Source organism: Klebsiella sp. MBT K-1, assembly GCF_002556465.1.
Classification (GTDB): Bacteria; Pseudomonadota; Gammaproteobacteria; order Enterobacterales; family Enterobacteriaceae; genus Klebsiella; species Klebsiella grimontii.
In genome coordinates this window covers 152,728-171,998 of record NZ_PDEL01000011.1, presented here as the reverse complement: position 1 = coordinate 171,998, position 19,271 = coordinate 152,728, and the positions used below count along the sequence as shown (strand labels likewise).

Annotated in this window: 17 protein-coding genes; 5 read left to right on the top strand and 12 right to left on the bottom strand. The window is 57.0% G+C overall.

Annotated elements, in window-relative coordinates:
- Positions 1–2: 2 nt before the first annotated feature.
- Positions 3–1,031, top strand: coding sequence for a 2-hydroxyacid dehydrogenase (locus CMQ96_RS18030; RefSeq protein ID WP_004130378.1), 1,029 nt, complete (start codon positions 3–5; stop codon positions 1,029–1,031).
- Positions 1,032–1,069: 38 nt separating this feature from the next.
- Here the strand turns inward: CMQ96_RS18030 and CMQ96_RS18025 are convergent, their stop codons facing one another.
- From CMQ96_RS18025 to CMQ96_RS18005, 5 genes are read right to left on the bottom strand one after another with little or no spacing between them, the layout of a single operon-like run.
- Complete coding sequence (locus CMQ96_RS18025) at positions 1,070–2,014, bottom strand: carbohydrate kinase family protein (RefSeq protein ID WP_049130977.1); 945 nt, start codon at positions 2,012–2,014, stop codon at positions 1,070–1,072.
- 11 nt (positions 2,015–2,025) lie between these two features.
- Complete coding sequence (locus CMQ96_RS18020; RefSeq protein WP_004135403.1) at positions 2,026–3,027, bottom strand: ABC transporter permease; 1,002 nt, start codon at positions 3,025–3,027, stop codon at positions 2,026–2,028.
- Positions 3,027–4,013, bottom strand: coding sequence for an ABC transporter permease (locus CMQ96_RS18015; protein ID WP_064411362.1), 987 nt, complete (start codon positions 4,011–4,013; stop codon positions 3,027–3,029). The genes CMQ96_RS18020 and CMQ96_RS18015 overlap by 1 nt, the downstream gene beginning before the upstream one ends.
- A complete protein-coding gene (locus tag CMQ96_RS18010; protein WP_176518991.1) occupies positions 4,010–5,515 on the bottom strand; it encodes a sugar ABC transporter ATP-binding protein in 1,506 nt (501 codons plus the stop codon). Before CMQ96_RS18010 ends, CMQ96_RS18015 begins: the two co-directional genes overlap by 4 nt.
- A gap of 44 nt (positions 5,516–5,559) precedes the next feature.
- Positions 5,560–6,540, bottom strand: coding sequence for a sugar ABC transporter substrate-binding protein (locus CMQ96_RS18005; protein WP_004135401.1), 981 nt, complete (start codon positions 6,538–6,540; stop codon positions 5,560–5,562).
- Between the two features lie 412 nt (positions 6,541–6,952).
- On the opposite strand from CMQ96_RS18005, the gene CMQ96_RS18000 reads away from it, so the two are divergent.
- Positions 6,953–9,262, top strand: coding sequence for a molybdopterin-dependent oxidoreductase (locus CMQ96_RS18000; RefSeq protein WP_098067098.1), 2,310 nt, complete (start codon positions 6,953–6,955; stop codon positions 9,260–9,262).
- A 157-nt stretch (positions 9,263–9,419) separates the two neighbouring features.
- On the opposite strand, the gene CMQ96_RS17995 is transcribed toward CMQ96_RS18000, so the two are convergent.
- Both CMQ96_RS17995 and mtnC read right to left on the bottom strand, forming a co-directional pair.
- Positions 9,420–9,962 (bottom strand): acireductone dioxygenase, encoded by a 543-nt coding sequence (locus CMQ96_RS17995; RefSeq protein ID WP_004135399.1) that lies wholly within the window; start codon positions 9,960–9,962, stop codon positions 9,420–9,422.
- Positions 9,959–10,648, bottom strand: coding sequence for an acireductone synthase (gene mtnC, locus CMQ96_RS17990; RefSeq protein WP_098067097.1), 690 nt, complete (start codon positions 10,646–10,648; stop codon positions 9,959–9,961). Before mtnC ends, CMQ96_RS17995 begins: the two co-directional genes overlap by 4 nt.
- 188 nt (positions 10,649–10,836) lie before the next feature.
- On the opposite strand from mtnC, the gene CMQ96_RS17985 reads away from it, so the two are divergent.
- Positions 10,837–11,982, top strand: a complete 1,146-nt coding sequence (locus CMQ96_RS17985; protein WP_162685305.1) for a pyridoxal phosphate-dependent aminotransferase — start codon at positions 10,837–10,839, stop codon at positions 11,980–11,982.
- Here CMQ96_RS17985 and CMQ96_RS17980 read toward each other — a convergent pair whose 3' ends face one another.
- From CMQ96_RS17980 to CMQ96_RS17970, 3 genes are all read right to left on the bottom strand, one after another.
- Positions 11,983–12,612 (bottom strand): ParB/RepB/Spo0J family partition protein, encoded by a 630-nt coding sequence (locus CMQ96_RS17980; protein ID WP_004135395.1) that lies wholly within the window; start codon positions 12,610–12,612, stop codon positions 11,983–11,985.
- Positions 12,597–13,820, bottom strand: coding sequence for a phosphoadenosine phosphosulfate reductase (locus tag CMQ96_RS17975; RefSeq protein ID WP_024358821.1), 1,224 nt, complete (start codon positions 13,818–13,820; stop codon positions 12,597–12,599). The genes CMQ96_RS17980 and CMQ96_RS17975 overlap by 16 nt, the downstream gene beginning before the upstream one ends.
- 103 nt (positions 13,821–13,923) lie before the next feature.
- A complete protein-coding gene (locus tag CMQ96_RS17970) occupies positions 13,924–14,835 on the bottom strand; it encodes a LysR family transcriptional regulator (protein WP_098067096.1) in 912 nt (303 codons plus the stop codon).
- Positions 14,836–15,657: 822 nt separating this feature from the next.
- Between CMQ96_RS17970 and ahpC the strand changes: the two genes are divergently transcribed.
- Positions 15,658–16,221 carry an alkyl hydroperoxide reductase subunit C gene (gene ahpC, locus CMQ96_RS17965; RefSeq protein ID WP_004130404.1) on the top strand — a complete coding sequence of 188 codons (564 nt, stop codon included), beginning with the start codon at positions 15,658–15,660 and terminating at the stop codon, positions 16,219–16,221.
- 241 nt (positions 16,222–16,462) lie between these two features.
- Positions 16,463–18,028 (top strand): alkyl hydroperoxide reductase subunit F, encoded by a 1,566-nt coding sequence (gene ahpF / locus CMQ96_RS17960; protein WP_024358819.1) that lies wholly within the window; start codon positions 16,463–16,465, stop codon positions 18,026–18,028.
- Positions 18,029–18,105: 77 nt separating this feature from the next.
- Here the strand turns inward: ahpF and uspG are convergent, their stop codons facing one another.
- Positions 18,106–18,534, bottom strand: a complete 429-nt coding sequence (gene uspG, locus CMQ96_RS17955) for a universal stress protein UspG (protein ID WP_004100140.1) — start codon at positions 18,532–18,534, stop codon at positions 18,106–18,108.
- A 199-nt stretch (positions 18,535–18,733) separates the two neighbouring features.
- Positions 18,734–19,144, bottom strand: a complete 411-nt coding sequence (gene rnk / locus CMQ96_RS17950; protein ID WP_004111326.1) for a nucleoside diphosphate kinase regulator — start codon at positions 19,142–19,144, stop codon at positions 18,734–18,736.
- Between the last annotated feature and the right edge of the window lie 127 nt (positions 19,145–19,271).

Here is a 19,271-nt window from a genome sequence, read left to right as displayed (position 1 = left end):
ATATGAAAATTGTTTTTACCGCCGAGCACGCCGGCGACCTCAGCGCTTTTCAGCAACTGGGCGAACTGCGGGTGGAAGGCTGGGCGCTGGGCAAGCCGAAGCTGAGCGCAGGCCAGCTGATCGAACTGGCCCATGACGCCGAGGTGCTGGTGACCAGCTATGATGAGGTGACGGAAGCGGTGATCGCCGCCTGCCCGCGTTTACAGGTGATCGCCTGCACGCGCGCCAATCCGGTGAACATCGATACCAAAGCCGCCCAGGCGCGCGGTATCCGCGTGCTCTATACGCCGGGGCGCAACGCCGACGCCGCCGCAGAGCTGACGCTGGGGCTGATGCTGAGCCTGGCGCGGCATATTCCGCAATCGCACGCGGCGCTAAAGCGCGGCGAATTTACCCACGCCGAGAACGCCGCGCAGGCCACCCAGAGCGGGCTGCGCCGCGATGTGGTGTGGGACGTCAGTCCGCAAAGCCCCTATGAAGTGTTTAAAGGCAGCGAGCTGCGCAACAAAACCCTGGGGCTGATCGGTTACGGTAATATTGGCCGCCGGGTGGCGCGTATCGCCCGCGCCTTTGGCATGGCGGTACTGGTGGTGGACCCGTTTGTCGCCGCCGAAGATATCAACGAACCGGGTTTGCAGAAAACGACGCTTGAAGGGCTATTCCGCGAGGCGGATATCGTGAGCCTGCATCTGAGCAGCGGCCCGCACAGCGATGGGTTGGTGAACGCGCAGCTGTTGAATAGCATGAAGCCGGGCGCGCTATTGATTAATACCTCGCGCGCGGCGGTGGTGGACGAAGAAGCGCTGATTCACGCGCTGCGCCACGGCCCGCTGGGCGGCGCGGCGCTGGATGTCTACCATCGCGAGCCGCTGTGGCGCGACCATCCGTTTGTCACCGAGTTTGATAACGTGATTATTACTCCGCATATCGCCGGGGCGACCCGGGAGAGCATTGCTAAGCATACGGCGATGATTGCCGCCGACCTCCAGCGCTATGTCGCCGGAGAGCCGCTGCTCTATCAGTGGCGTTAAGCCGCGCTTGCCGCCGCGCAATGCGGCGGCGAAGCTTGTTATCCGCGACGGTGGGTCGCCATAAACGCCTGCGTATGCTGCCAGTCCACCACGCCGGCATCCGATCCCATCCCGGTCGCCACCAGCGCGGCGACGGCGGAAGCCACCTCGCACGCCGCTTTGACGCTTAACCCCCGGGCCAGCGCGGCAATAAAGCCGCCGCAGTAGCTGTCGCCGCAGCCGGTGGTATCTACGGCATCGACCCGGTACGGCGCGATATGCTCGACGGCGCCGTCGCGGGTCAGCAGCCAGGAGCCGTTCTCGCCGTCCTTCAGAATGCAGGTTCCGACGCCAAGCGCGAAGAAGAAGCGGGCGATCGCTTCCGGCTGGGTTTCCCCGGAGAGATACGCCGCTTCTTCAAGGGAAGGCATAAAGTAGTCCACCGACGGCAGCAGCGGGCGCAGCAGATCCAGGGTGCGCGCGTCGGGGGCGATTAAATCAAAGCTGGTGGTGACGCCGCGGGCTTTCGCCGCCTGTAACAGCAGCGCGCTTTGCCCACTGTCCATCGCCGCCAGCAGGCCGCTGCCGCCGTGGTGCAGAAAGCGGCAATCAAGGATCGCGTCAAACTCCTCTTCGCCGACGAAAAGGGCATCGGAGGCCCCCCGACAGTGCAGTGCCGGGCGCTCGCCGTTGGGGCGGATGGGCAGGATCGTCGCCGATGTTTCCTGCTGCGCGGTGCGCTGGATCAGCGAGCAGTCGATCCCCAGGCGCGCGTAGCTGGCGAGGATAAAATCGGCTTTTTCATCTTTGCCGAGGCAGGCCACCGCGGCGGTGCGAATGCCCAGCTTCGCGGCGTTAATATTGGCCCCGGCGGCGGTTCCTGCGGGGTTAAGGCGGATTTGTTCGATAAAGGCTACCCCGCCGCGCGGCGGGATGTCGATAACCGGACGACCGGCGATATCAAGAATAGTCAGGCCGACAAAGACGGCGTCAAAGGTTGCCATGAGAGCTCCGCTTAACGATGGGTCTGGCGCAGACGCGCCTGCCAGAAGGAGAGGGCCAGCGCCACCACCAGAATCACGCCAACCAGCGCGTCTTTCACCAGGTAGTTCAGCCCCATCAGGTTCAGGCCGTTATCGATGATCGCCAGAAATAGCACCCCGCCGAGGGTGCCGGCGATGCTGACCCGACCCAGCCGGTTGAAGGCGGTGCCGATAAAGACCGCGGCGATGGCGTCCATCAGGTAGGCCTGGCCGGCCAGCGGCGTAAACTGGCGCAAGTTGGCGGAGAGAATGACGCCGCCGACGGCGCACAGCGCGGAGGCCGCCACCAGCACCCATAGCATGGTCCGGCGATCGCGGATCCCGGCGATCCGCGCCGCTTCGCCGTTCTGGCCGATAGCGCGTACGTATTTGCCGAACAGCGTGCGTTCGGTCATCAGCCAGGCCGCCAGCCACAGCGCCAGCACAATCACCACCGGCGTTGGAATACCGGCGATATTGCCGACCGCCAGATCGTGATACTCCGGCGCCATCCGGCGGTAGGAGATAGAGCCGCCGCCGTCGGTATAGATGCGTTCGGCGCTGCTGGCGATAAACCAGGTGCCGAGGGTGGCGAGGAACGGGCGAATCTGGCAGACCAGGATCAGGAAGGCGTTCAGCAGGCCGATAATCACCCCGCCGAGCAGCGCGCAGCCCACCGCCGCCTGCCACGGCAGGTGCCAGGTTTTGAGCGCCACCAGCGCAAAGGCGGCGCCGAAATCAAGCGCGACGCCGACGGAGAGGTCAATCGCCCCGGCGCTAACGATAAGGGTCATCGCCATCGCCACGATCAACAAAATCGCGCTGCCCTGCAGCAGATTGGCCCAGTTATCGAAGGTCAAAAATACCGGGTTCGCCCAGCCGAACAGGGCAATCGCCAGCAGGGTAATCCCGCCGAATCCCGCCCGGGAAAGCCACGCCAGCGGGCTGCTGCCGGTTTGACTCGTTGATGGGGTCTTGAGCGTCATCTGGCTCATCAGTTGCCTCCTTTATGTCTGACCGCCGACGCCGCCAGCACCACGAGGATCAGGCCGCCTTTGATCGCGCCCATCCAGAAAATATTCACCCCCAGCAGGCCGAGCCCGTTCGAGAGCGCATTGACCAGTACCGCGCCGAGCAGCGCCCCCCAGATGGTGACCACCCGACGCCGCGAAAACGCCGCGCCGATAAAAGTGGCGAGGACGGTTTCCAGCAGCAGCGGCGTCGCCGTGCCGCTGGAGCTGCCGGAGCCCTGGCTGAGCAGCGGCAAAATCGCCAGGCCGGCGGCGATGCCCGCCAGCAGCCAGACGATAATGGTCAAACGGCGAACGTTGAGCCCGCTCATCTGCGCCATATCGCGGTTACCGCCCACCGCCTGTAAATGCTGGCCGAAGCGGGAGTGGTGGAGCAAAAACTGAAACAACGCGAAGACTGCCAGCAGATAGAGCAGCGGCAAGGGAATGCCGAAAAGATCGTTATCGCGAAAGGCCACCATCAGCGGGTCGTTTACCGCGATGCGCCGCTGTCCGGTCAGCAGGTCGGTCAGTCCGGTGAAGGCCACCGAGGTTGACAGGGTCGCCAGCAGCGGCGGCAGACCCGCCGCCAGCACCAGCGTAGCGTTGACCGCGCCGCAGGCCAGGCTCACGGCAATCAGCAGTAAAAACAGCGCCAGGTACGGGGTGTTCCACTCGGCCATGCCGAGGCTGAGCAGCGCGACGCCGAGCACCGCGATGGCGGGCAGCGACAGGTCGATGCCGCCGGAGACCACATCATCGCCGCCGACGGCAATCACGCAGACCAGGCCAAAGCAGAGGATCGCCAGCGGCACGCTCTGCACCAGCATCATGCTGATATTTTGCCAGCTTAAAAAGAAAGGCGACTGCAGGCTGAGCCAGACCAGCAGCGCAAAAAAGAGAATCAGGGGAAATTTTTCGATAAGCGTCGTGATGCCCGGAAGGGGGCGGCGCTGGATACCTGCACTCATACCTGTTGTTCCTGTCCACCGTTAATCGTCACCAGCAGCGCGTCCAGCGTCAGCCCGCGGGTCGGGAGGTTGGCCACCAGCTCGCCGCGCCACATCACCAGGATACGGTCGCAAAGGCCCAGCAGCTCCGGCGCGTCGCTGGATGAGACCAGCACGCCGCGACCGCGATCCGCCAGCTCGCGGGTACGCTGATAGATATCGCTGCGCGCGCCGATATCCACCCCGAGGGTGGGTTCATCGAGAATGAAAAGCCGCGCATCGGTGCCCAGCCAGCGGGCGAGAATCGCCTTTTGCTGGTTGCCGCCGCTCATAAAACGCACCGGCAGTTCCGGACGGCCGGGGCGGATGGCGAGCTGTTCGATCCAGCCGCGCGCTTTATCCAGCGCTTTGCCGCGATGCTCCCAGCCGAAAGTGGCGGTTTCCGGTAGCGAAGCCAGATTGATATTGTCGGCGGTGGAGAAGGGGAGAATCAGCCCCTGATGGCGACGGTCGCGCGGCACCAGCGCCAGTCCGGCGCGGGTCGCCTGATACGGCGTCCGCAGCCGCTTCGCCTGGCCGTCGATGCTTATCGTGCCGCTGCGGGGGCGGCGCAGCCCGTAAAGCAGATCGACCAGCACGTCGCGCCCGGCGCCCAGCAGCCCGGCGACGCCGACGATCTCTCCCGGCTGAATATCAAAGCTAATATCGTGCAGCTGCTGACCGTCGCTGAGATGGCGAACCGACAGCACCGGCGCGGCGGCATCGACCTGATGCGCGCTGCTCTGGCGAGGGGTATAGAGCTGTTCAATGTCGCGACCGACCATCATTTTAATCAGCGCGTCGGTATTCTGCAGGAGGTCCCGGTCGGGATAGCCGACGACCTCGCCGTTACGCAGCACCGTACCGCGATCGCAAAGGGCGGCGATTTCGTTGAGATAGTGGGAAATATAGAGGATCGCGATCCCCTGCTCGCGAAGGCGCAGAATCGCTGAGGAGACCAGGCTGGCCTCCTGCGCCTCCAGCGGCGCGGTGGGCTCATCGAAGACCACCAGCTTTGCCGCGCCGTCGATCAGCGCCCTGGCGATTTGCACCAGCTTGCGCTCGGCGAGACTGAGGTCGCGGATCAGGCGGCGGGGATTGATGTCCAACTGCCAGCTGTCGCGAAAAAACGCCTGGGTGGCGGCGTTCATTCGCCCTCGGTCCAGCGCCCCCCAGCGGGTGCGATACTCCTGGCCGAGGAACACCGATTCCGCCACGGTAAAGTGCGGGATCAGGTTGAGCTCCTGGTGAATAACGCGGATGCCCAGCGCTTCAATCGCCGCGGGATTGCCGAGCGGCAGCGGCGCGCCGTCCAGCGTGGCGTTGCCGCTATCGGCCCGGTAGACGCCAGCGAGGATTTTTATCAGCGTCGATTTTCCCGCGCCGTTCTCGCCGATCAGGCCGTGAATTTCACCGGGGTTCAGAAGCAGCGTGACCGCATTTAATGCAGTCACGTTGGCAAAGCTTTTGCTGATCTGGTTCATCGCCAGGCCAGCGACGGGGTTCGTCCCGCCGGAGGATTGAGTGATCACTGCAGTTCGCCATATCCCAGCTGTTTGTAGACCGCTTTCGCCTCCTGCGGGCCTTTCACCGGGACTACCGGAATAAAGGTTTGCAGCGGCAGCTTCTGTTTGTCGAAGTAGCGCGCGACGTTATCGGCGGAGGTCTGGCCAATCAGGTGCGGCTGCTGGGCGACGTTGGCGACGAACGGGCTGCCCGGTTCGGCCATGATCTCCAGGGTTTCCGGGCCGGCGTCGATGGCGGTGACTTTCACGTCTTTATCGCGTCCGGTCTCTTCCAGCGCCTGGACAATACCGATTGCCGGCTGATCCCAGCAGGCCACGTGAATTGCGTCGAGCTTACCTTTCGGGTACTGGCTCAGCAGTTCGAGGGTTTTCTTCCGCGCGTCTTCCGGGGAGTTGGCAAACTGTTCGGCCAGCTCCGGCTGAATAATATGAATATCCGGGTAATCTTTAAGAACATATTTCCACTGGTCGTAACGAATGCCGCAAATACGCAGGGAGCTGGAGAATGCGTTAAATACCGCGACGTTGCCTTTGCCGCCCAGCTCATCGGCCATATAACGACCAATGGTTGACCCTAAAGTGTAGTTATCTGAGGTGGTGTTATTGACCGAATATTTCGAAACGTGGTCTACGGTAAATACCGGAATGCCGGCATCGCGTAGCGCTTTGAATTTAGGCTCAACGGCGCTGTCGCCCAGAATGCTAATTACCGCATCAACCTTACGCGACAGTAAAATATCGTGGTTATTCGCATGAACCTGGTTATCGCGGCCGCCGTCGACGCCGATCGCTTTACCACCCAGTTTCTCTACCTCTTCGGTCGCACCCTTATAGGCTTCACGATCCCAGAAGTGCTGCGTGCCGACCACGGCGACGCCGATGGTTTTTCCCTGAAGCGATAACGCCTCTGCCGCCAGAGCGTTAACGGAGGCAAGCGAGAGCAGGCCCAGCGCGATGGGCAATAATTTCATTTTCTGCGACATTGTTATTATGGTCCTGTGATGGAGGTGGCTGCGGAGCAGTAGCATGACAATAACCGCCACGCAACCTCAAATACAAAATATGTCTAAGTTATATCAACAATGTTATATCGCAGATTTGCCTGAGGAAAACTTAAATTTGTCATCGGCAACCTGAAAATATTTCATGATGCGGCTTTGTCCATTTTTATTTTGTGGGTTTAATTTGCTTGCCAGTATTATTTATTCAATACACTATTGCTGCTTAATTATTATTAATGTGGCTCTTTAATATATCGCTTTATGCAATAACCTTGAGTCATTCTTAATGGATAATGCCTTTGATGCAGTGGATTGTATGGCTGCCGATGTTTTATTTTTATTGTTCCGGCGATTTATTATAGCGACCATTATCGGGTGACAAACAACAGGCACTATGAAAAAACAACATAATCTGACCGTGATGCACTGGGGGACCTGGCAGGTCCAGGCTCGTGACGGCAACATTGAGGCGGTGACGCCGGTGCCGTGGGATAAAAATCCCTCACCTATCGGACAGTCGCTCCCGGATGCGGTCACCAGCAAGACGCGCATTCGCCGTCCGGCGGTGCGCGCCGGCTATCTGCAAAATGGCCCGGCTTCCCGCGAGGGGCGCGGTAAAGAGCCGTTCGTGGAGGTGAGCTGGGAGGTGGCGCTCGATCTGCTGGCGCGTGAACTGAATTCGGTCAAAGCGCGCTGCGGCAATGAAGCGATTTTCGGCGGTTCCTACGGCTGGGCCAGCGCCGGGCGTTTCCATCACGCGCAAAGCCAGCTGCATCGCTTCCTTAAGTGCTTTGGCGGCTATACCGCCAGCACCAATACCTACAGCAGCGCGGCGGGCGAGCGCATCCTGCCGCATATACTCGGTCCGCTGAGCCCGCTGCACCGCCAGCATACCCACTTTTCCGAGCTGGCGCGCGAGTGTCAGCTGTTCGTCGCGTTCGGCGGCCTGCCGCTGCGTAATGCGCAGGTCAACGGCGGCGGCGCCAACGATCATATGCTGAAATACTGGCTGGAAAAGATGCAGGAGCAGGGGACGCGCTTTATTAATATCAGCCCGGTGCGCAATGACCTGAGCGCCGTGGAGAGCGCAGAGTGGCTTGCGGTTCGTCCGGGGACCGACACCGCGCTGCTGCTGGCGCTCTGCTACGTGCTGATTACTGAATCCCTCTACGACAGCGCTTTTGTCGCCAGCCATACCGTGGGCTTCGCGCCTTATCGCGCCTACCTGATGGGGGAGCGCGATGGCGTCGCAAAAACGCCGGAATGGGCGGCGGCGATAACCGGTATTGAGGCGCAGCGGATTGCCGCGCTGGCGCGCGAGATGGCGAGCCTGCGCACGATGGTCAATATCTCGTGGTCGATTCAGCGGGCGCGCCAGGGCGAGCAGGCCTACTGGGCGACGGTGGCGCTCACCGCGCTGCTGGGGCAAATCGGTACGCCGGGCGGCGGATTAGGATTTGGCTACGCCTGTACTAATCTGGCTGGGGCGGCGCGGAAGGCCTTTTCCGGGCCGCGTCTTCCGGCCGGGGATAACGCCGTGAACAGTGTGATTCCGGTGGCGCGTCTTTCCGATATGCTGCTGCATCCGGGCGAAGCGTACGAGTTTGACGGCCAGCATCTGCGCTACCCCGATATTCGTCTCGTCTACTGGGCGGGCGGCAATGCGTTTCATCATCATCAGGATCTTAACCGCCTGTGCGAAGCCTGGCGGCGGCCGGAAACGGTAGTGGTACATGAGCAGTTCTGGACCGCGCAGGCCAAATTTTCCGATATCGTTTTGCCGGCCACCACTTCGCTGGAGCGGGAAGATATCGGCAGCGGCGGTCACGATGGCTTTATGATCGCCATGAGCGCGCAGATCCCGCCGGTGGGCGAAGCGCGCGATGATTACGCCATCTTCTGCGATCTCGCCGAACGGGTGGGGTTCGCTGAGCGTTTTAGCGAGGGGCGCGACGCCGGGCAGTGGCTGCGGCAAATCTACGAAGCGTCGCGGCCGCGCGCGCAGGAAGAAGGGATCGCGTTGCCGTCGTTTGAGGCGTTCTGGCAGCAGGGAGTGCTGGAGTATAGCGCGCCGGAGAAACCGCAGGTCTTTCTGGCGGATTTTCGCGCCGACCCGCAGCGCTATCCGCTCGCCACGCCGTCCGGCAAGATTGAGCTTTTTTCAGCAACCATCGCCGGATTTGGTTATCGCGAGTGCCCAGGCCACCCGTGGTGGGATGAGCAGGAGGCGCAGCGGCAGCGGCAGGAAGCGGCGCGCTGGCCGCTGCACCTGCTCTCCAGCCAGCCGCGCACCCGTCTGCATAGCCAGTACGATCACGGCAGCGTGAGCCGGGCGACGAAAATTGAGGGACGCGAACCGCTGTGGATGCACCCGCAGGATGCGCAGGCGCGGGATATCCGCGAAGGCAGCGTGGTCAAGGTTTATAACGCCCGCGGCGCGATTCTCGCCGGCGTGCACCTGAGCGAGCAGATTTTGCCGGGGGTGGTGCAGATGTCGACCGGCGCCTGGTACGATCCGTTGGATCCGAATGAAAAGGGATCGCTGGATAAGCACGGTAATCCCAACGTGCTCACCGAGGATCGCGGCAGTTCGCGCCTGGGGCAGGGCTGTAGCGCCCAGAGCTGCTGGGTGGAAATTGAGCCATGGCGCGAGGCGCTGCCGCCGGTGACCGCTTTCGATCCGCCGAGGTTTATTGGCGCTTAGGCGCAGGGAATCGCCGGGCGATAGCTGGCCGCCTTGCCCGGCCTACAGGATCATCGCCGTCTGCGGGTCGGCTAGCCCGGACAGGCGCGCCACGCGCGGCTTCCGGGAAAACGCCATGAGAGTGGTGATAAGCCTGTTCACCCGTTGAGTCGCGGCATTACGCCAGCCGCGGGTAGGCGCTGGCGATATCGTCCCCGGTAAACTGGGCAATCCAGCCTTCCGGGTTGTCGAAGATGCGGATGGCGGTGAAGTTGGGCTCAGAACCCATATCAAACCAGTGCGGCGTATGCGCGGGAACCGAAATCAGGTCGTTCTTCTCACACAGGACCTGGAACACCTCATCGCCAATATGCAGGCAAAACAGACCGGCTCCCTCGACGAAGAAGCGCACTTCGTCTTCCCCGTGGGTATGCTCGTTGAGAAACTTTTCCCGCAGCGCCTCTTTTTGCGGATTATCCGCGCGCAGGCTGATCACGTCCCAGCTCTGATAGCCTTTCTCTGCCACCAGCTTATCAATCGCATGCTGATAGGCGGCAATAACCGTTTCTGCGGTTGGCGCCGCGCCTAAATCACGGTCGGCCTGCCAGCGCTCAAAACGGACGCCTTTGGCGTTGAGCTGCTGCTGGATCTCTTCGGCGTTAGTGCTGTGCCAGAGCGAGTTTTGCGGGTCTTTCACGGAAAAAATGGTTAATGCGCTCATGCTGGGATCTGCTCCGGATGAATATCGTCAAAACGCTGAACCTGCGGATGGTGGCTGGCCGGGTCGCGGTCGCCGCGCACCAGCTGTAGGGTGCGGAAACCGGCCTCTTCCGCGGCATCCAGCTCCTGATGAATATCGGACAGGAACAGGATGGCGGCAGGAGGCTGTCCCAGTTGCTCAGCAATGTTGCGGTAGGAGTGCGCTTCACGCTTGGCGCCTACCAGGGTATCGAAATAGCCGTTGAACAGATGAGTAATATCACCTTCATCGCTGTAGCCAAATAACAATTTCTGCGCAGCAACGGAGCCTGAGGAATATACATATAAATCAATACCCTGTGACTTCCATTTTTCCAGCGCCGGCAGAACATCCGGATACAGGTGGCCGGTAAAGTCGCCATGAACGTAGCCATCGCGCCAGATAATGCCCTGCAGCGCCTTGAGGGCGGTCGATTTGCGGTCTTCATCCATAAAGGCGAAGAGGGTAGCAATAAGTTCTTCGGCGCCAGCCGCCGGCTGGGCGATCTCTTCGCGCAGGTTATCGAGAATGGTCTTCACCGGCTCGACAAACTGCTGAGCGGTAACGAAACCGGCCAGGCGTTCGCGGGCGTACGGGAACAGAACGTTGTGGACGAAGCGAATGTCGCTGGTGGTGCCTTCAATATCGGTCACGATAGCGCGGATCATGAGTTCTCCAGAGTGAACGGTAGGTCGTGCTGACGGTGGCGTTGTGTTGATAGCGGTTTTTCAATCATAAGCGAAATAACGTTATCATTTAGACGTCTAAGCGTCTTGATTGCCAAATATTAACATCGTGTTATAGTGGCTTCAACAACAGCATCACAAACGGTACAAAAAGAATGAGCAATAAGCCACTGATTCCTGAGAGTAAACTCCCCTCACTGGGCACGACCATTTTTAGCCAAATGAGCGCCCTGGCCCAGCAGCATCAGGCGATTAACCTGTCGCAGGGGTTTCCGGATTTCGACGGCCCACGCTATCTGCAGGAGCGACTGGCATATCATGTGGCGCAGGGGGCCAATCAGTATGCGCCGATGACCGGCGTGGCCGCGCTGCGCGAAGCCATCGTCGATAAAACCGAAGAGCTGTACGGCTACCGTCCCGATGCCAACAGCGACGTGACCGTGACCGCCGGAGCGACGGAAGCGCTGTATGCGGCGATTACCGCCCTGGTGCGCGCCGGCGACGAGGTTATCTGCTTTGACCCAAGCTACGATAGCTATGCCCCGGCGATCGAGCTGTCGGGCGGCGTGCTGAAGCGTATTGCCCTCCAGCCGCCACATTTTCGCGTTGACTGGCAGCAGTTCGCCGCGAGCCTCAGCGACAAAACCCGACTGGTTATCCTCAATACGCCGCACAACCCGTCAGCAACGGTGTGGCTGCGTGAAGATTTTGCCGCGCTATGGCAGGCGATTGCCGATCGTGAAATCTACGTGCTTAGCGATGAAGTTTATGAACATATCTGCTTTGCCGCCGAAGGCCATGCCAGCGTGCTGGCGCATCCGCAGCTGCGCGAACGGGCGGTAGCGGTTTCTTCATTTGGCAAAACCTTTCATATGACCGGCTGGAAGGTTGGCTACTGCGTGGCGCCTGCCGCCATTAGCGGCGAGCTGCGGAAAGTGCATCAGTATCTGACTTTTGCCGTCAATACGCCCGCGCAGCTGGCGATTGCTGATATGCTGCGTCGCGAACCGGAGCATTACCGGCAGCTTCCGGCGTTTTACCGCGAGCGGCGGGATCTGTTTATTGATGCGCTGCGTTCCAGCCGCCTGGAAATTTTGCCCTGCGAAGGGACCTACTTCCTGCTGGCGGACTATAGCGCCGTCTCGGATCTGGATGATGTCAGCTTCTGCCGCTGGTTAACCACTGAAATCGGCGTCGCGGCGATCCCGCTGTCGGTGTTCTGCGCCGATCCGTTCCCGCATAAGCTGATACGCCTGTGCTTTGCCAAACAGCCAGCAACGCTGCTGGCTGCGGCGGAACGTTTGTGTCGTCTGTAGTTATTTAACGGTCCACGCCTGAGAAAATTGACGGTCGCCGAACATCTCCACCAGACCGTTGATTTGCTTCAGGCGCAATACTTCGTCTGAATCCATACCTAACTCTTTGCCGATTTTCGCGTCGGACCAGCCGAGATGCGTCAGTTCCTGGACAATTTCCGACATCGCATGAATCTGATGCCGCCCCCGCGCCCGGTTGTGGCGAATGGTCGCGGCCATCAGAGAATCACGCTTAGCGCCGTTATTTTCCAGGCAGGCGATGGGCAGATAGCCTTTCAGCCGTTTTTTCAGCGCCGCTTTGCCGCTGGCCAGCTCATGGCGATGAAAACCATCGATAATGGCGTAGCGCTCATGCTCCTGTTTCAACACCACCACGGGTTGCGTGAAGCCGTCCGTTTCCAGCGAGGTGAACAACAGGCGCTTTTCTGGCGGCGCAAGGTTATTTGGGTTGTAATCATTAGGCAAAACGTTTTCCTGTTTGACCCACAGTACGCAATCAACCGGTTGTGATTTGAAGGGGCTATATTTATGCAGAGTCTGGCGGAAGGCGTTAAGCGCAGTAATCTTTTCCTCTTCATCTTCCAGCGATTGCAGATAGCGTTCAATAGCCTGGATTAATTGTCGTTGCATAGTATTCCCCATTGCTGGCGCTTCTTATTCATACGCTCGCGATAGCGTTTATATTGATGAGATTTGGTCGGACTAAAAGAGAGCTGGCGGCACCAGTAATCATTGTTCAGGAGAACTTTGCAGATGCGCCGCCATGAGGGGATATCTTTGGAGCCAATATCCGCCGGTTGGGTATCCGGAATATCCGCCATTCCCCGCTTCTGGTACCAGTGCAGATAAACAGCGATTTTATTGCGATAGTGTTCCGCCGTTTTCTCCGGCATGCTATCGAGCAAGAACAGGGCATAGCTTTTCCACGTGTGGTGCTCCGGCTTATCCAGCTTCCGATGACCGTAGAACTGATTATCGTGACCGGCATAGACCCCGCCGCAGTGGACGCCGCTGACGCGCTGGCACATGGCAGCCCAGCGTTCAGGCTCCAGCACATGGTAGAGCCACAGCCCCTGGCGCTGTTCCGGGCCAAAGGGTTCGCAAATACGCATATAGCGCAGCGGAACGCCCGCCTGATACATCAAGTTATAGAGCGGGTTATAGGACAGGCCGCTTTTACCAAACCAGGTCCAGATATCGGCGGTTTTCCAGTCGTAGATAGGATAGATGTACCACGCGTGACCGCCCGGCGCTGAGGTGGTCCAGGGTTTATCGTCGGCAAAGCGAAGCTTACGCTGCGAGGAGATGGCGATAAACCGATTAAGCGATTCATCGGCGCGGATGCCGACCATAACCGCCGCGGGACGGTTTTGCGAAAACCAATCGGCAAATTCGCGGACGAACGTTTCAAAGCTCATACCCGATTGATAAAACGGGAAATAGCCGGGATCGGTAATCGCATCTTTCGGCGGTTGGCGCACCCAGTTCGCACCGGGTTCCCAGCACTGCCATTCGGGGTTGTATTGGGTCAGCGAGTTTTGCGTGGTGAGGGGCAACGCCACCCAGAAAAATTGCTCAATAACGTCGCGATACTCTTCGCGCATCCTTTCGCAATGCGCAATGGTGCAGGAAAACTGCGCTTCCCAATCAACAAACAGGACGCAAATCTTTTTGCCTGTATGGCGGGCATGCTGCGCCGTGAGATGCAGCATGGTTGTTGAATCTTTACCGCCAGAAAAAGAGACGCAAATACGGGAGAAGTTTTCCATTACCCACTCTATTCTTTGCTGGCTAGCCTGCAGAACGGACTCTGGTAATGGAAGTTTTATAAAAGACACAGCCATTATTCCTTTAATGCGAAAGATACTTTTTACTTATATCATACTCTTTTTGTAATCAAGAGGTTGGTTATTATTCATCAATTCAATGAAATTATTTTAATTATTTGATGACGTTATTTCTTTCGAAATCATCGATGAATTTTGCAAACTTTGGATCGTCTATATTTACCCGGTTGTAAATCATGTAAATGTTGATGGCGGGGATCTTAAATGGCGCCTCTATAATTTTAAACTTATTTTGAAAGCTAATGTATTCTAAAATACAGGTCGGCACAAAACCGATTAAATCAGTTTGTTGAATAACATTAAGTATGGCAGTGTATGAATCGCTACTGAAAGCGATTTTTCTATCAGCAAGAATGCCGGCAGCCTGGTTCTGAAAGGATTTAGTTCCCTGATCGTTAGACAGGTAATAAGTAAATCGTTCCTGCAGTATGGCCTTCGTCGTGGTCAGTGATGCCAGCCTGGGATGGTTTTCATTACACACCAGCGAAATGTCCATTTCCTGGATGCGTTTACAGACGGTGGCTCGCGATGACAGCGGCAGAGTGCTGAATACCAGGTCGGCTTTACGGTAGGATAACAAGCTTTCTACCGACTCTCCTGATGCCAGCAGATCGTGATGCTCAACGTACAGGTTTGAATCATTTAATAACATATGAAGCAAATTGGTTGTTTTAGGGGTAATAAAAAGCTGCGGGGCATAAACCACAAGACGTTTCTTTAATTCAGAACGATTGGTCAGATAAATAGTTTGTTCTAATTGATTTAGATTTTTTTCCAGATGATGATGCAGATTAACGCCTACCGTAGTCGGCGTTATCCCTTTACCTGAACGAACGAATAGCGGGTCATTGAGCTGGTTACGTAGACGCTGGAGTGATTGACTGACGGCAGAGGGAGTAATAAATAGCGTTTCCGCCGCCTTACTGATGCTTAAGTGCTGGTAAATACATTCAAAAATAACGAGTAGGTTCAGATCGAATTTCTTGAGATCGTAAAGATTAGCCATTTTCAACGTCCTGTTAAGCTGGCGGTAAGAAAAATAGATTATTATATGGTCGCATCATATTTGCTGGGTGAATATTTGTTTCTTATTATTTATTACTCGCGTCGTCATTAAGTTTATCTAAATATATACCACCGTCGTACATTCCGCCAGATCCTTTTGTTTACCGCAACGCCTGAGGCTGAAGGGCGTTTATGAAGTCTGACTTTACCTCCTTCATAATCTGTAGTTTTTCTTTATCTGCGGCCTAATCGCGTGTTGAAGCCTATTTTCGTTATCATAGGGTCAATTGCCGTTATGACGTTGACGCCTGTATCGTTTATCAACCGATGAGGGTCATTAAGGCGCTTCCTATGTGCCGGCCGGGAGGAAGCTCATCGCGGAAGCCGGGGATTCAGATCCGTATGAACAGGGGGCAATTTAGTGAAGACCTGTAAAATCAATGATAAAAGCCAGGGCTGCGGTAAAACCTATTACAGCCATAGGTAAGACCTGAAGACGCATGGATTGCCCTTTCGTTCAGCGGGTGATGTAATCGCTGAGCTGTTACATTAAGGTGTAGAGCGCAACACATTGCCAGCTACTGGCGCTGAACCTACCTGCGGGTGTTTCAGGTAACGGGGCCGCCTGCGAGGGCGGCCTTTTTACTTTTCAGCGCATATCATGCGAAACGCGGCAGAAGTTTGCCATCGCGTTGACAGGTTCACAAAGTTGTCTTGTTCCGGTTGTTAGATAACGCTTATTGATTCGATAATGCAAACGCATTGGTCGAGTCAGGAAAAATTCGTTAACTTAGACCTCAACGAAAACACGGAGGAAGTATAGATGTCCTTAATTAATACCAAAATCAAACCTTTCAAAAACCAGGCGTTCAAAAACGGTGAATTCATCGAAGTAACCGAGAAAGATACCGAAGGCCGCTGGAGCGTCTTCTTCTTCTACCCGGCTGACTTCACTTTCGTTTGCCCGACCGAACTGGGCGACGTCGCAGACCATTACGAAGAACTGCAGAAGCTGGGCGTAGACGTGTACTCCGTCTCTACCGACACCCACTTCACCCACAAAGCGTGGCACAGCAGCTCTGAAACCATCGCCAAAATCAAATACGCGATGATCGGCGACCCGACTGGCGCCCTGACCCGTAACTTCGACAACATGCGTGAAGATGAAGGTCTGGCAGATCGCGCCACCTTCGTTGTTGACCCGCAGGGTGTTATCCAGGCTATCGAAGTTACCGCTGAAGGTATCGGCCGCGACGCGTCTGACCTGCTGCGCAAAATCAAAGCAGCTCAGTACGTAGCTTCTCACCCAGGCGAAGTTTGCCCGGCTAAGTGGAAAGAAGGCGAAGCGACTCTGGCTCCATCCCTGGACCTGGTCGGCAAAATCTAAATTTCCATCGTCTTTCACGCCATAGCTGCGTTGGCGTCGCCTGCTCACCCCGGTCGCTTACTTCAGTAAGCTCCCGGGGATTCTCAGGCTCGCCGCCTTGCTCTGACGCGAAATAGTTTGGAAATTATTTCAGTCATGGGCGCACCGGCGCCCGTTTTATTCCAACACCATGATGCAAGCGTATTCAGGCTGCCTGGACGAGGCCGCTTGCATGATGATGTTTTAAGCCCAGGAGATAAAAATGCTCGACACCAACATGAAAACCCAGCTCAAGGCTTACCTTGAGAAGCTGACTAAACCTGTTGAGCTGATTGCCACGCTGGATGACGGCGCTAAATCGGCAGAAATCAGGGAACTGCTGGCTGAAATTGCTGAACTCTCAGATAAAGTCACCTTCAAAGAAGATAACGGCCTGGCGGTGCGTAAGCCGTCATTCCTGATTACCAACCCCGGCTCCAGCCAGGGACCGCGCTTTGCCGGCTCTCCGCTGGGACATGAATTCACCTCTTTGGTTCTGGCTCTGCTGTGGACCGGCGGTCATCCGTCAAAAGAAGCCCAGACCCTGCTGGAGCAGATCCGCAATATCGACGGCGATTTTGAATTCGAAACCTACTATTCGCTTTCATGCCATAACTGCCCGGATGTGGTTCAGGCGCTGAACCTGATGGCGGTACTGAACCCGCGCATCAAGCACACGGCGATTGACGGCGGAACGTATCAAAATGAAATCACCGAACGCAACGTGATGGGCGTACCGGCGGTATTTATGAACGGTAAGGAATTTGGTCAGGGCCGCATGACGCTGACTGAAATCGTGGCTAAAGTGGATACCGGTGCGGAAAAACGTGCGGCGGAAGAGCTGAATAAACGTGAAGCCTACGATGTCTTAATCGTCGGTTCCGGCCCGTCCGGCGCAGCTGCAGCCGTTTACTCCGCGCGCAAAGGCATTCGTACCGGCCTGATGGGCGAGCGTTTTGGCGGCCAGGTGCTGGATACCGTGGATATCGAAAACTATATCTCAGTACCTAAAACGGAAGGCCAGAAACTGGCTGGCGCATTAAAAGCGCACGTTAGCGAATACGATGTTGATGTTATCGATTCCCAGAGCGCCTCAAAACTGATCCCTGCGGCGGTTGAAGGCGGTCTGCATCAGATTGAAACCGCCTCCGGCGCGGTGCTGAAAGCGCGCAGCGTGATCATTGCCACCGGCGCGAAATGGCGTAACATGAACGTGCCGGGTGAGGATCAGTATCGTACCAAGGGCGTAACCTACTGCCCGCACTGCGACGGCCCGCTGTTTAAAGGCAAGCGCGTGGCGGTGATCGGCGGCGGTAACTCCGGTGTGGAAGCGGCAATCGATCTGGCAGGCGTTGTTGAGCATGTTACTCTGCTGGAGTTCGCGCCGGAAATGAAGGCCGACCAGGTTCTGCAGGATAAAGTGCGTAGCCTGAAAAACGTCGATATCATCCTTAACGCGCAGACCACAGAAGTGGTGGGCGACGGCAGCAAAGTCACCGGCCTGCAGTACCGCGACCGGGTGAGCGGCGATGAACACCACGTGGCGCTGGCGGGGATTTTCGTTCAGATAGGTCTGCTGCCGAATACCAACTGGCTGGAAGGCGCGATTGAGCGCAACCGCATGGGTGAAATCATCATTGATGCGAAATGTGAAACCAACGTGAAGGGCGTTTTCGCCGCCGGCGACTGCACGACCGTTCCGTATAAACAGATCATTATCGCCACCGGCGAAGGTGCGAAGGCGTCGCTGAGCTCGTTCGATTACCTGATTCGCACTAAAACTGCATAATTCATAATAAAGTAAGACTCAACCTGCACAGTAAAGAGGCTACCCTTGGGTAGCCTCTTTTTTTTAGCTCGCTGGAGTTATCTGACCACCATCACCGGAATATGGGCATGACGAATCACGCTTGAGGCGTTGGAGCCCAGCAGGTGCGTGCTGATGGAAGGATTGCGGGAGCCAATCACGACCACATCGGCTTTTATTTCATTGGCCAGTTCATTGACCATATCGCGCACGTTGCCAAAGCGGACGTGCATTTTGATTCGCGACGGGTCAATGCTGAAATGTCCGGCCATCGTTTTCAGGCGCGTTTCTGCTTCGTGCTGCAAGTGCTCTTCAAAGCGGCGCAGGTCGGCGGTAAAACGACTCATCGTGAAGCTTGATGAGCCGGGTAGTACGTGGAGAAGATGGATAACCCCGTCCTGCTGGGCTAAAAACTCGGCATGGCGAACGGCTTTATCGCTTAACTCCATTTCAAAGACATCAACGGGCATAATGATTGTTTTATACATATGCATTCCTCCTTGTTCGTCTGCTTTTATATCAACACATTATAGGAAAGTATTGTGCCATTCAGGTCGCAAAATTGTCAGATCGGCTGGAGTGCGGCGTAAAAGTTTGTCAAATGAGAAGTGAAGAGTGAAAAGCTCAGAAAGAGGATGTAGATACATCCTCTGGATAAAGCGTGAAACGCCTCAGGCAGGAAGGGGGTTAACGGTGGAAATCGCCAGCGGCTTCCGGCTGATAGAGCAGTTCCAGCACTTCAAGGTGCGTTGAGGTGCCGCCCGGTAATTCCCAGTGGATCGCGCTGCCGACTTTCAATCCCAGCAGGGCGGCGCCAACCGGGGCCATAACCGATAGCTGAGTGGCGCTATCCGTTACCTGGGCCGGGAAAACCAGGGTGCGGATGCGCTCTTCGCCGGTTGTTAAATCGCGAAACCTGACCTGGCTATTCATGCTGACAACATCATGCGGCATGGCTTCAGGGGCCAGCATTTGCGCGCGGTCAAGCTCGTCATTTAGCGCGTCCGCGACCGGCGAGTTGGCGAAAGCCGGTTGTTCCAGCAGCCTGTCAATGCGCTCTGCGTCAAGTTCATTAATGATGATTGCGGGTCTGGTCATCTCATACTCCATGTTATCCAGGAACCTGTCCGTAAAAGAAAACCCTCACCGAAAATGGCAAGGGTTAATGTCCTCTCATCATACTGAGACTTGCTGGTGGTTTGAAGTGATTAAACGCACATTCATT